Below are 12,754 nucleotides of genomic sequence, written 5' to 3'. Positions count from 1 at the left end.
AAATATAATGAAAATAATATCAAATTTTAGTAGAATTGAATATATCCTATCATACCTTCTAGGTTATGACATTCTATTATCAGTATATGACAAAACGCTCAGTCAATCTTTATAAACTTTTTATAATCAATTAATATAATGTTAAAATTATTCAATTATACTATTTAGGAACCATTATGCATATTGTTTTCATGAGTAAAAAACTGGGGGATTACATATGAAAATTTTAATTACGACGGAATGGTATTCTCCTGTAATTAATGGAGTCGTGACTTCTATTGTTAACCTGAAGAAAGAATTACAAAAATTGGGCCATGAAGTACGTATTCTCACATTATCAAACGAAACAAAATCTTACATAGAGAATGACATAACATATATCAGTTCATTAGGTGTTGGAAAGATTTATCCTGGTGCACGTGTTACTTTATTTAAAAATTACAAATACCTTCAACAACTAATGGAATGGCGTCCAGATATAATTCACTCGCAATGTGAGTTCAGCACCTTTCGTTTAGCAAAACACTTAGCAAAATGTCTTCGTATCCCAATTATTCACACATACCATACCGTATACGAAGATTATACGCACTACTTTTCACCAAATCAAAAGTGGGGGAAAGCGATGGTGGCTGTCTTTTCCAGGAAAGTACTTAAAAATGCTACCTACGTTATCGCACCAACCGAAAAAGTCAGCAAATTATTACAGAGCTACGGGGTGAAACAACCGATTAAAGTCATACCAACTGGAATCGACTTATCCTGCTTTCAGCAAAGCAATTCGAAACAGGCAAAAACCGATATCCGTGAACGATTAAGTATTCCAATGGACGATTATTTACTAATATTTGTTGGCCGTTTAGCGAAGGAAAAGAACTTGGAGGAAATCTTAACCTATTTCTCTAAAATTAATCATAAACATATGTCTTTACTAATTGTTGGAGACGGACCCCAAAGACAATATCTCGAAAGGTATGCAAGAAAACTAAATATAGAAGATAAAGTTATCTTTACTGGGATGGTTTCGCCAGAAGAAATCCCGTCCTATTATCAATCAGCAGATATCTTTGTGAGTGCTTCAAATAGTGAAACACAGGGATTAACCTATATCGAAGCACTGGCAAGTGGTTTGCCTGCTTTATGCAGAAAAGATCCGTGTTTAGAAAGTGTTGTGGAAGATGGGGTAAATGGCTGGTTATTTGAGAACTTTCGTGAATTTGAACGTTACATAGAAAGAATACTTTTGGACCAAAATAGATATATCAATTTATCAGCAAATGCTACAAAAAAAGCCTATGAAGACTACTCTTCTGTGTCTTTTGCGAAAAATATAGAGGATGTTTATTATGATGCAATATCTTTATACCATCAATCAAAGGATATTGTTTATATAAATCAAAGTGGAATAAATCAATGACTAGAACAGCAACAGAAAAACAAAGATTAGTAAAAATAATAACGAATACCATTACAACCATTAGCTTAATAGGTTGTATTCTCTTTTTCATTTACGGGATTCAAAGTAAGCTTTTCTACTCGGAAGAGGCATTGGAGGAATTTCTCAGTCAATTTGGTGTATGGGCACCTGTTTATTTTGTAGGATTTCAATTTATTCAAGTGATTATCCCCATTGTACCTGGAGGGATTGGCTGTCTTGGCGGTATTTTAATTTTCGGTCCTGTTATGGGTTTGATCTATAATTATATTGGTATTTGCTTAGGTTCCATCGCCGCTTTTCTTATCGCAAAAAAGTATGGCGACACCGTATTGTATTATTTGTTCAAGCCGAAGTTATGGAAGAAATACCGCCGCTGGGTTGATGACCGGAGATTCGGTCTCTTTTTTACCTTGATGATTTTTTCACCGATCGCCCCAGATGATTTTTTGTGTTATTTAGCAGGAACAACAAAAATGTCGCTAACAAAGTTAACAACCATCATTTTAATAGGAAAACCACTTCCAATTATTATTTACAGTTTTGGGTTAGAGCTAATCTTCCGTTATATATTATCGTTTTTTGCTTAGCTGCAATCAGACTTAATCCAATAGGGGGAATGGAAAGTGAAAGTATTATTGTACGCAGGATCGCTGAATCTTGTGAATAAAAGCGGGATCGGGCAAGCGATACGACATCAAAAAAAGGCATTGGAACACTTAAATATTGACCACACAACCGATAGCAAAGAGGATTTTGACATCGTACATTTAAATACGATTTTCCCAAATTCCCTTTTGATGAGCTGGTGGGCAAAACGAAAAGGCAAGAAGGTTGTCTACTACGCACATTCAACAATGGAGGATTTCCGCAATTCTTTTATTGGTTCGAATATCCTTGCACCATTATTCAAAAAGTGGATTTCTTACTGCTACAACAATGGGGATATTATTATTACACCAACAGAATATTCGAAGTCCATCTTAGACACTTATGGTTTACAACGGCCTGTTTTCAGCCTTTCGAATGGTATCGATACACACTTTTTCCATAAAAATACGGAGGCAAGAAACAGGTTCCGCAAAAAATACCAAATGGACGATAATCAGAAAGTGATCATTTCTGTTGGTCATTTTATGGAACGAAAAGGCATTGATGATTTTATTGAATTAGCGAAACAGTTGCCGGAATATGAGTTTTATTGGTTTGGACATACAAGCATGAACCTTGTTCCAGCAAAAATTAAAAAAGCAATGAAGCAGGAAATACCTAATTTGCATTTTCCGGGTTTCATTAACCGTGAAGAACTGCGGGATGCTTATTGCGGCAGTGACTTATTCCTTTTTTTAACACATGAAGAGACAGAAGGAATCGTATTACTCGAAGCATTAGCGGCAAAGATACCAGTATTAGTGCGCGATATCCCTATATATGAACAATGGTTGACGGAGAATGTCCATGTTTACAAAGCAAAGCAATTTCTTTCATTCAAGGAGAAAATAGTAAAGATAGTTGAAAAAGAAGCACCTGACTTAACAGAAAATGGGTACAAGCTTGCCTTGGAAAAGGATATTCGTAATATTAGTAAAAAATTAGTGGAATTATATTATGTTGGTGAAGAGACATTCGAAGAAGTGAACTAATACCGCCTTTTCGGTTTCGTGCTTCTTTGATTTCAAATTAAAGGCATCCAATAGTCAACTAATTATTGACTGATTGGATGTTAATATGTGCCTTCATTTATTTTCTCCTCTAGATAAGCATACACTCGCTCTATTTCTTGCGCATAATCTTCCTGAATTTCAAAGAAACAAGCATTATGCGACAAACACTTCCCCCTCCATTTTTTATGTTCATGAATAAACTGGGCAATGGGGCGCTCTTCTTCTCCTCCTCTTTCTTCGATAACATTTCGGTAAGGAATAATATGGGAATCAAAGTGATTTTGTATATAATTAGCTGAAAAGGTAAGATATAGTGAGATGATTTCATTAGAATATTGTTTTCGCAATGCCTCTATCTGTTCTGGTAACAAATAGCAGCCTTCCATAATGGCATTCTGTTTGTTTTCCATCATTGTTTTGATCATTTCTCGAATGACTGGCCATAACTTCCCTGCAATCTTCTCCTCACTATCCAGTGGAGTAAATCCGCAATTCTGATCACTTCGATAAATTCCCATCTTCAAATGGTCAATCGAGAAATAAGGGATTTGATATTTTTCTAATAATTTTTGAGCCATGTTTGTTTTCCCTGTACAACTCGGACCGCCAATCAATATAATCATTGTTCCATCCCCTCAGAAATTAGTATTCTGCCCTTTGCCGTTTAACCGATCTTATCTTTTTTTTGGCTGGTTGCGCCAAATACCAAGCAAGCTCGCGATGCTAAAATCAGTTAATAATCCCTTTTTTCTAAATAATCATTGATTCTCTCATTAAATAAATGTGGTTGATCCAATTTAACATAGATTGATTTTATGCTTTTCTTGAAACCGAATAGTTGATGAATCTCAACCGGTTCATTTAATTGAAGCACATATGGAATCGGTTCTTGCTCGATACCATGGAGGGCAAGGGAAATACTCTCACGGTCTTTCGCTGCTTCTTTTGGCGATTTGTCATTTTTTCTTATTTCGCTAATTTGACCCCATTTGATAAAACCATACTGTCTAACACCTTTTTGAAAATGGATCCCTTTTTCATCCAGTACAATAGAAGAGAGACGAATCGCCTGGTAATCTGCAATAATAAACAACAAGGCATAAACATCAAATATCGTTAGAATCCATGCCGCTACATGGCTAAATTGAGCAACTAAAATATGAACAGCCACCACTTCCAAAATCATTGCATGTACCAGCATAAAAATGATACCTTGATAACCGCCGTCTTTATGGAAAGTAAATGTGTGACCATTAGCTAAAACCGGGGCTTTCTGGCGCCAGCTGAATAAACTGTAATAGATTGCAGCAATATCCGTTACAAGGAACCTTATCACTAGCCGGAATTTGTTCAATTTTTCATTTTTAAAAGAGAATGCCCTTTCGGCAGCTGCGGATAAGCTGATTAAAAAATGATAATGGTGATTCTTTTCTTTTTTATAATTTTCCAAAAGTAGTGGCAGTCTTTTCAAAATTGCCAGAAATAAAAATAACTCCAAGCAAATTATTCCTGCCTCTAAAATGATCACCGAATAATTAAAGTATGTAAGATATCCATCCGCTTCACGAGGAATAATCCAATTAGCAAGAAGCATTCCCCAGAATATAAATGCAAACAATACTAACAAGGGAACTCTCTTCTTAAATCCAAGAAAATAAATAGCTAATGGCAGAATGATTACAAGGTCAATTGCTGTCCCGATGCCAACTAAATCATCAACCGGACCAACCAATTGTACTTGCATGATGAGATAATTCGGAATAAGAGCAAGCAGTAAAAATATAATAATGCGCTTCCAATTAATATTAGTTATTGCAAAAGAACCAACCATCTTATCCCTCTTTTCTTTTTGGTTATATTTATTATAAGCGAGTATAGGGGAATTTACTTGTTTATGAATTGATTGTTCGAAAATTTTCACAAAATGATCCTGATAATTTTTAAATCCTGTGTGAGTACTTTACTCCCTTCTTTTTGGCATTGAGACAGCCTCTCAATGCCTTCTCTCTTGCTCTTCCCTCCTCTTTTGGCATTGAAACAGCCTCTTATTGCCTTTTCTCTTGCTTTTTCCTCCTCTTTTGGCATTGAAACAGCCTCTTATTGCCTTCTCTCTTGCTTTTTCCTCCTCTTTTGGCATTGAGACTGCCTCTTAATGCCTTCTCTCTTGCTCTTCCCTCCTCTTTTAGCATTGAGACAGTCTCTTAATGCCTTCTCTCTTGCTCTTCCCTCCTCTTTTGGCATTGAGACAGCCTCTTAATGCCTTTTCACTGCTTTTTCCTCCTCTTTTGGCATTTAACCGAGCTAATTCTTTTCTTAGCTTGTCCAATTCTTTTCTCGCATGCTATTTTTCCCTTTTAAAATTAGAATATTTCTCAATCATGTTGGAAATTTCATAGATTTGTAAGTTATAATAAAGGCTAGGAGTGGATGGATATGAATAAAAAAGATATTGCTGCAATTCGCAGACAATTTAAAGTAGAAAATGATTTATTAAAAATACACGATATTTATAATGTCTATATTATGAAGGAATCGAGTGATATATATCATCAGGAATTCCAGCCTTTTTCCATGCTTGAACAAGATCAGCAAGAGCTGTTTATGACAAACTTTAAAAAAGTCCTGACAGGTAATTTGGATGAAAAGCTTTTTGAACTAAAATTCCAGTCAAATATAGAAAACTCAAGTCAGCTGATTTTACATAAAGGGCTGCTAAGCAGTGAAGTAACCGAATGGCAGACACAAATGCTTGAAATAGTGGAAAAAATGCTTCATGACAAACAATATGAAATGGATATTGTTGTTACTTTTATTCGGGCAGAATACATGAAACCTATGAAACGTAGCAATGAGGAAACAGAAGAAAGTGATAGAGATGCTGTCTACTCGCACCCTTTTATCCTTTCCAGCATTAACAAAACGCAAGATCCCAAAAAAGAGCTCCATTTTGATTATGTCGAAAAGGAATTCAAATACCATGTTGTCGTGGATCCTGTGATTAATTTAAATGCACCAGTCGGTGGGTTTCTGTTCCCATGCTTTACAGATAATGCAGCTGATGTAAATCATGTCCTCTATGCAACAGGAAAGGCGAACGAGCCTGATCCTGAATTTATTGAAAATGTCCTAAATGCAGAGGAAACCTTAACAGCAAAAGATGACAAAATCGTTTTTGAAGAAGTGGTTAGAGATGCTGTTGGGCATCAAATTAGTACCTCAAAGCTTGCAAGTGTTTATGAAGAAATCAACCGTGTGATTGAAGACAATGAAGAGGAAGATACACCAAAGCTTGATTACAAGGATGTTGAGCAAGTCTTAAGAACGAGCGGGATAGAGGATGTGACTGCGGAAAAAGTAGAATCAGCTTTTAAAAACGTTATTGATGATGAGAAATATGAGTTAAAGGCACGAAATATTGTTCCTAAGTTCACCTCTAAGTCGATAAAAATTAATACAAAGGTAGCAAACATTGCTGTCAGTCCGCAAGATTTAAAATTTGTGAAGCAAATTCAATTTGATGGAAAACGTTATTTAATGATTGAAGTCGATGAAGAAACGATCGTTGATGGTTTTACAATGATTCCAGAAGTATTTTAAAAAAATTATCTATATATTGTCACAAAAAACTTCCCTGTCTCGTCTTAATTGTAAATGAGACAGGGAGGTTTTTTTATGTGTGAAAAAATATGGGATGTTGCGATTGTTGGCGGCGGCCTGGCAGGATATATTGCAGCAAACTTTTTAGCAAAAGCGGGTTTAACAGTAACTATTTTTAGAAAAAGGGGCGCAAGTTGACGGGAGAGGAAAAACAGACTGCTAAGCCGCTCCAAACGTAAGTTATCAGAAGTTGAGAATTGAATGAAAGCCTCCACTATGAAAAAAATATATCACTGATCCAACGGTTTATCCACGCATTTGAAAAAGAAAGTACAGAAGATTTATTAAAACTGGTGTCAGACCAGGTAACTCTGTATTCGGACGGCGGCGGAAAAGTAAAAGCCGCAACACGCCCAATTATCTCTTCAGCTAAGGTTCTCGCTTTCTTGTATGGTATAAATAGTAAAATGCCGTCAGATTTCCGGTCCTTACTCGAATCAGCAAATGGTCAGCCATGCATAGTCAACAATGCAGGCAATACCCTTCGCAGCACGATTAGCTTTTATATTTTTGACGACATGATTCATGAAATTTATCTTACAATAAACCCTGAAAAATTGCCTAAAACCTTAACAGGATCGCTATATTAATTCAAACGTCGATCCATTGATCATCTTTATATCGTCCCGTAATTGCACTTGTTTCATCAGTTTAATGAGTGCCGCATCTTTTTGTTTCGCTTCAATCATACAATCGATTTGCGGTACAGTTCCATTTATTTCCTTTAAAAAATCGAAGAACATATCGATATCAATATAGTCAGCATGGTGCCGTTTCTTCTCATTACTTTTCGGACTGGAAATATGCATTTTAACAGGGAGTGGAGAATGCTTCCATGTCAGCAGGATACGCTCCCAGTTCTCCGTCCATTCCCTGTTCTGATGATGAACAAGGTGGTGATGATAATCAAATACAAGCGGGATTCCTAATTTTTCACATAAAAACAGTGTGTCCTCCAATGTAAAAGAAGTATCATCATTTTCCAGCATAATCATTTTTTGTATCGCTCTAGGTACAACCATCCAATTATCTACGAACCGCTCTAATGATTTCTCTGTTTCTTTATAGTTTCCACCCACATGCATCACGCACCTGTGCTCAGGATCTATTCCCATTCCCTTTAATAATAAGTAGTGCAATTTCAATGTCATCACTGAATTTTTCAGTATTTCTTTTTTAAGAGAGTTTAGTAAAACAAAATGATCAGGATGGAAATCTATTCGCATGTCATGTTTCTTAACAAAGTCCCCAATTTCTTTTAATTTCTCGTTAAGTGGCTTCATATAATTCCAACCAGAAAGTTCTTCGTGATTAGCCAATGGAATAAGCTTTGATGTAAGACGGTAAAAGTAGATATCTGAAGCTGCATTATGCTTTAATATTCTGGATGTATTATGTAAATTACTTAACGCAATTCTTTCTAATTTACGAATAGCTGCCTCTCTGTCATGGATTTTCTCAAATTGCTTAAATGTCATCGTTTGGGATGGAGAGGCATTCTTTATATATTTGCTCATTGCAACATAACCGAGTCGGACAATGGTCATTTTTACCTCCAGATTTTAAGAAATTTGATAATAGTTTTCCTTAAAATCTTTTATTTATGTATATTCGTGCTTACAGGTTATTTTTCTCACATAAGAAATAAATGGTAATTAGGTATACCTATCCCAAAAAGCTAACTAACACAGAAAGTCAAAAGATATTCAGAAACTGAATAAAATGACTAATCCGGCCTCTAAGAATGCATTAGCGGTCTTTTACAATAACAATCCTTCTTTATTAATAGAAATTAATAACTGATTAACTTTTTCATAATCGGAAGTTGGAGGTAAAGAGGATGTTTCCCCAGCTTTCTTTAATTGATCATTATACCATTCCACCATCTCCATCGCTTCCGCTAACGTGTACTTCCCATTTCGGCAATCAAGCAGTAATTTCCGATTCGGCCTAAATGTACTGAAATCTCCCGTTTCCAATATCTCAATCGCACTTGTTAGCAGCCGAATGCTATGCATAAAAAGTTTTGTGTCATAGTCATTGCTACTATTGTCTGCACTCTTTTTTAATTTTTGTATCTGTGAATTGGCATACCCGCTAAATTTCTTCTGAATATGTTTGGATAAAAAAAGATGCCGATGGTCAATTAATACTTGTCCTAGCTCTGTCACTTTAAGATAATCTTGGGGACGGACAAACAATAGTTCAATATTGTTGGGAACACCTTGCCTCGCATCTTTCACAAATTTATTGATATGCATAATAATCATGTCTATATCATCTTTCGTATTTTTAAAATTCTTCCCACCTGTTGTATTATATTCATTAAAGGACTGCAATCCCAGATAGTAATCCACGGGCGGGATGCAAACACCTTTATAATCTCTATCAGATGTATCAATATTTGTTCCATATGCATAACTGCCTGTTGGCGCTAACAGGATTGTCCTATCCTCCAGCCAATTAATATTTGACTTTTCTGCCACTTTCACCTAACTCAACTCCTTCCTGCTCGAATTTGGTTTCATACTATCTAACAATCCTTCTCCATCTTTCCTTAACAGGTTTTTTAAAATATCCCTTATCTTTATGGTACAAAATTAGTGCAACAAATAAAATTCCTACCGCTATCCATACCGATCTATTCCCAATATAGGTTGTTGAGATCGTTCCAATAAGGGCGCCTAATAAAAATGCGAGAATAATGGACAGAAACTTCATAGACCTTTCTTTTGCTTCCTGATCGTGTTCGGTAACTGCCGAATAGGCAGCTTGAAAGGCTGTACGGAGATTACCTGTAGTCATTGTCGAATTATATTTCCACCTATCTAAATAGGTGAAAGTTGAGATCTGTACAGATGATACGAAAGAAATACATACAGTAACAATGATGTTAGGAATACTTGTGGGCAACAGGCCGACAATGATTAATACAACACATTCTAATAGCAGTATTGTTCTTCTATAACTGTACAGCCATTCTCTTAATTGAGAACGTTTAAAAAGTTCGGCGACCACTACACCGAGGAAAAAGGCAATAATAGGCGGAATGTAAATAAGCGAATTTCTCCACTCCCCACTTCCGATATGAACTGACAGCATGACGATATTTGCGGTTTGTGCATTAGCAAACACACCATCCCTGCTAATAAAGGTATATGCATCCAAAAAACCGCCGACTAATGTTAACAAAAAAGCCAAATAAACGGAATGGGACGATAATGATGGAATTATTTTATACTTCTTTGTCATAACCTTTACTCCTTTTCATGCACTTCTACCTCTCATAATCCCCGGTTTAGCCAATTTTAAATCAACTTATTGCTTGAAATCTTTGAGGTACCGTAAGAATTACACTAAGTCTTATCAGCATGAGAGGAATACTTTTTGATATAGTAATGGAGCAAGAACGGGAGGGGTTTATGGGCACTCTTTTGCGTTACAAAAAAAATAAGTCCAAGTTCGTTTCAACCTGGACTTATTTTTATTAAATATATGACATTAACGCACCGCCAATTGCACCTGTCAGCACAACCACCCATGGTGGCAATTTCCAGAAAACTAACATACTAAATAAGATAGCAGCAAAAGCGAAATCAATTGGTGACAAAATGGTACTTGTCCAAATCGGCTGATAAAAAGCAGAGATTAATATCCCGACAACTGCCGCATTTACTCCCATTAATGCACCTTTCACTTTTGGATTGTGTCTCAGACTATCCCAAAATGGCAATGTACCGAAAATAAGTAAAAATGCGGGTAAAAAGATTGCTATTGTCGCTAACAAACCGCCAGTCCAACCATTCATCAAGGCACCTAAATAGGCAGCAAATGTAAACAACGGGCCCGGGACTGCTTGAGCAGCACCATACCCTGCAAGAAAGGCTTCTTCACTTAACCAGCCAGTTGGCACAAACTCTTGTTCAAGCAATGGTAAAACAACATGTCCGCCGCCGAACACTAAAGAGCCAGAGCGGTAAAAACTATCAAACATTGCGATCCATTGACTTGTAGTTACCTCTCTTAATATCGGCAGTAAAACCAGTAAAGCAAAGAATAATACTAGACATACGATTGCAAAACCTCTTGATATCGGGAGCTTAAAATTGGTAGCAGTTTCATCCTTTTGATTACGATAAATAATAAAACCAATAAGTGCGGCTAAAAGGATCACTGCTACTTGCGTATAAGTTGCCTGCCATAAAAGTGTTCCGACCAATGCTAATAATGCGATTGCTTTTCTTTTTAAATCGGGTGTTAACTTTTGGGCCATTCCCATAATAGCATGTGCTACAACAGCAACTGCTACGATTTTAAGTCCATGGATCCAGCCTATCTCCCCAACATCCAACCCTTCCAATATGAGCGCAAAAATAATTAATGCAAAAACCGAAGGCAGTGTGAAGCCAAGAAATGAAACAAATCCCCCTAAGACGCCTGCTCGCATTGTACCTATCCCGATCCCTACCTGACTGCTGGCCGGACCAGGCAAAAACTGGCATAATGCAACAAGGTCTGCATAGCTTTTTTCATCCATCCATCTTCTTCTGCGTATGTACTCTTCATGGAAATATCCTAAGTGTGCGACAGGACCTCCAAATGATGTAAAACCTAATCTTGTTGATATCAGTAAAATTTCTATTAATGTTTTTAATAAGCCTTGCTCCTTTTTCATTTACTCATCTCCTTTCAAACTAAAATTCCATTGCTCTAAACGGATATTATCATATCCAGCATTGTTCAACATAACAATTTACAAAAACTTAATAAAATTCACTACTATCAAAAATAACAGCCCTCAATATGTTGAGGGCTGTTAAAAATTACTGCAAGTTAAGATTTATTCTTTTGAGGGTTCCGCAACTTTCACTAACAATTTTCCAATATTATTCCCTTTAAATAAATCAAGAAAAGCATCGGGAATGTTTTCAAACCCTTCTTTGATTGTTTCCTCATAAGTTAATTTGCCTTCTTGAAGCCACTTCGCCAATGCGACGGTGCCTTCATTAAAACGATCTTTAAAATCACCGACTGTAAATCCTTGCATCAAGGCACTCTTCTTAATTAATAGAGATTGCACTCTTGGACCGATATCTTTTGTTTCCAAATTATAGCTGGATATGGCACCACAAACAGAAACTCGGGCAAATTTATTCAGCAATGTAAATACAGCATCAGATATTTCCCCGCCAACATTATCAAAATATACATCAACACCATTAGGACATGCCTCTGCTAAAGCTTTTTCCATATTTTCTGTTGTTTTGTAATTAATTGCTTCATCAAAATGGAGCTCTTCTTTTAAATACTTAATTTTTTCATCTGTACCTGCAATTCCTACTACTTTTGCCCCTTTGACTTTGGCAATTTGACCGACGACAGAACCTACCGCACCAGCAGCACCTGAAATGACAACCGTTTCTCCTTCTTTCGGTTTCCCTATCTCAAGCAATCCAAAGTATGCGGTTAACCCTGTCATCCCAAGGATACCTAAATGTGTGGAAATTGGTGCAATCTCTTTATCAATCTTTCTTACTTCATCTTCTTTAGCAGTATAGTAAGTTTGCCAGCCAAATCCACCAATTACTATATCACCTTCGTTAAAGCTGGAAGATTCTGATGTAATTACCTCACCGATTGCCCCACCTCCAATCACTTCATTCAATTTATATGGAGCTACATATGATGGTGCATCAATCATTCTCCCACGCATATATGGATCAACGGAAACATATAATGTGCGAATAAGTATTTCCCCATTCTCTGGCTGTGTTATCTCTTTTTCTGTCATTTGGAATGTAGCTTGATCTGGCATTCCTTCTGGTCTTTTCGCTAAAAGAATCTGTTTATTTTTATCCATCCCTATCACTCCTTCAATTAATCCTACTCTAAAAATAACAAATAATGGTGGATAACTAAAGGAACGTGCTCATTTTTGACTACGCTTAGTATCAGCGTCTATTTCTGAATCTTGCATCGTTCGTTTTTTGGATAAGTT

Annotated in this window: 14 protein-coding genes and 1 pseudogene; 6 read left to right on the top strand and 9 right to left on the bottom strand. The window is 36.4% G+C overall.

Annotation, left to right across the window (positions count from 1 at the left end; translation table 11 throughout):
• The first annotated feature begins 217 nt into the window (after positions 1-217).
• From ACFOY7_RS05860 to ACFOY7_RS05850, 3 genes are read left to right on the top strand one after another with little or no spacing between them, the layout of a single operon-like run.
• Positions 218-1,417 carry a glycosyltransferase family 4 protein gene (locus ACFOY7_RS05860; RefSeq protein WP_390250326.1) on the top strand — a complete coding sequence of 400 codons (1,200 nt, stop codon included), beginning with the start codon at positions 218-220 and terminating at the stop codon, positions 1,415-1,417.
• Positions 1,414-2,025, top strand: a complete 612-nt coding sequence (locus ACFOY7_RS05855; RefSeq protein ID WP_390250325.1) for a TVP38/TMEM64 family protein — start codon at positions 1,414-1,416, stop codon at positions 2,023-2,025. Before ACFOY7_RS05860 ends, ACFOY7_RS05855 begins: the two co-directional genes overlap by 4 nt.
• Before the next feature lie 36 nt (positions 2,026-2,061).
• Positions 2,062-3,078, top strand: a complete 1,017-nt coding sequence (locus tag ACFOY7_RS05850) for an LTA glycolipid anchor biosynthesis glycosyltransferase, IagA/BgsA family (RefSeq protein WP_390250324.1) — start codon at positions 2,062-2,064, stop codon at positions 3,076-3,078.
• Positions 3,079-3,158: 80 nt separating this feature from the next.
• On the opposite strand, the gene ACFOY7_RS05845 is transcribed toward ACFOY7_RS05850, so the two are convergent.
• The 4 genes from ACFOY7_RS05845 to ACFOY7_RS05830 all read right to left on the bottom strand — a co-directional run bounded on the left by ACFOY7_RS05845 (position 3,159) and on the right by ACFOY7_RS05830 (position 5,340).
• Positions 3,159-3,722 (bottom strand): 2-phosphoglycerate kinase, encoded by a 564-nt coding sequence (locus tag ACFOY7_RS05845; RefSeq protein ID WP_390250323.1) that lies wholly within the window; start codon positions 3,720-3,722, stop codon positions 3,159-3,161.
• A 110-nt stretch (positions 3,723-3,832) separates the two neighbouring features.
• Complete coding sequence (locus ACFOY7_RS05840; protein WP_390250322.1) at positions 3,833-4,930, bottom strand: hypothetical protein; 1,098 nt, start codon at positions 4,928-4,930, stop codon at positions 3,833-3,835.
• Between the two features lie 86 nt (positions 4,931-5,016).
• Complete coding sequence (locus tag ACFOY7_RS05835) at positions 5,017-5,184, bottom strand: hypothetical protein (protein ID WP_390250321.1); 168 nt, start codon at positions 5,182-5,184, stop codon at positions 5,017-5,019.
• Between the two features lie 12 nt (positions 5,185-5,196).
• Positions 5,197-5,340: a hypothetical protein gene (locus ACFOY7_RS05830; protein ID WP_390250319.1), complete on the bottom strand. Its 144-nt coding sequence runs from the start codon at positions 5,338-5,340 to the stop codon at positions 5,197-5,199.
• Between the two features lie 192 nt (positions 5,341-5,532).
• Between ACFOY7_RS05830 and ACFOY7_RS05825 the strand changes: the two genes are divergently transcribed.
• From ACFOY7_RS05825 to ACFOY7_RS05815, 3 genes and pseudogenes are all read left to right on the top strand, one after another.
• On the top strand, positions 5,533-6,696 hold the full coding sequence (locus ACFOY7_RS05825) for a DUF4317 domain-containing protein (RefSeq protein WP_390250317.1): 1,164 nt from the start codon (positions 5,533-5,535) through the stop codon (positions 6,694-6,696).
• A gap of 75 nt (positions 6,697-6,771) precedes the next feature.
• Positions 6,772-6,910 (top strand): annotated as a pseudogene (locus ACFOY7_RS05820) (FAD-dependent oxidoreductase); the annotation flags it as partial.
• Between the two features lie 43 nt (positions 6,911-6,953).
• The gene (locus ACFOY7_RS05815) at positions 6,954-7,346 is read left to right on the top strand and encodes a sigma-70 family RNA polymerase sigma factor family protein (protein ID WP_390250315.1); all 393 of its coding nucleotides are present in this window, start codon (positions 6,954-6,956) and stop codon (positions 7,344-7,346) included.
• Here the strand turns inward: ACFOY7_RS05815 and uvsE are convergent.
• The 5 genes from uvsE to ACFOY7_RS05790 all read right to left on the bottom strand — a co-directional run bounded on the left by uvsE (position 7,338) and on the right by ACFOY7_RS05790 (position 12,616).
• Complete coding sequence (gene uvsE / locus ACFOY7_RS05810; RefSeq protein WP_390250313.1) at positions 7,338-8,303, bottom strand: UV DNA damage repair endonuclease UvsE; 966 nt, start codon at positions 8,301-8,303, stop codon at positions 7,338-7,340. The two genes, ACFOY7_RS05815 and uvsE, sit on opposite strands and share 9 nt — an antisense overlap.
• A gap of 213 nt (positions 8,304-8,516) precedes the next feature.
• On the bottom strand, positions 8,517-9,248 hold the full coding sequence (locus tag ACFOY7_RS05805) for a nucleotidyltransferase domain-containing protein (RefSeq protein ID WP_390250311.1): 732 nt from the start codon (positions 9,246-9,248) through the stop codon (positions 8,517-8,519).
• 37 nt (positions 9,249-9,285) lie between these two features.
• Positions 9,286-10,008, bottom strand: a complete 723-nt coding sequence (locus ACFOY7_RS05800; protein ID WP_390250309.1) for a YoaK family protein — start codon at positions 10,006-10,008, stop codon at positions 9,286-9,288.
• A gap of 235 nt (positions 10,009-10,243) precedes the next feature.
• Positions 10,244-11,431, bottom strand: a complete 1,188-nt coding sequence (locus ACFOY7_RS05795) for a chromate transporter (RefSeq protein WP_390250307.1) — start codon at positions 11,429-11,431, stop codon at positions 10,244-10,246.
• A gap of 165 nt (positions 11,432-11,596) precedes the next feature.
• Positions 11,597-12,616: an NADP-dependent oxidoreductase gene (locus ACFOY7_RS05790; RefSeq protein WP_390250305.1), complete on the bottom strand. Its 1,020-nt coding sequence runs from the start codon at positions 12,614-12,616 to the stop codon at positions 11,597-11,599.
• Positions 12,617-12,754 lie beyond the last annotated feature (138 nt).

The organism is Gracilibacillus xinjiangensis (assembly GCF_042651765.1).
Classification (GTDB): Bacteria; Bacillota; Bacilli; order Bacillales; family Amphibacillaceae; genus Gracilibacillus; species Gracilibacillus xinjiangensis.
The sequence above is the reverse complement of the archived record's forward strand: the minus strand, read 5'-3'. Positions and strand labels throughout refer to the sequence as shown.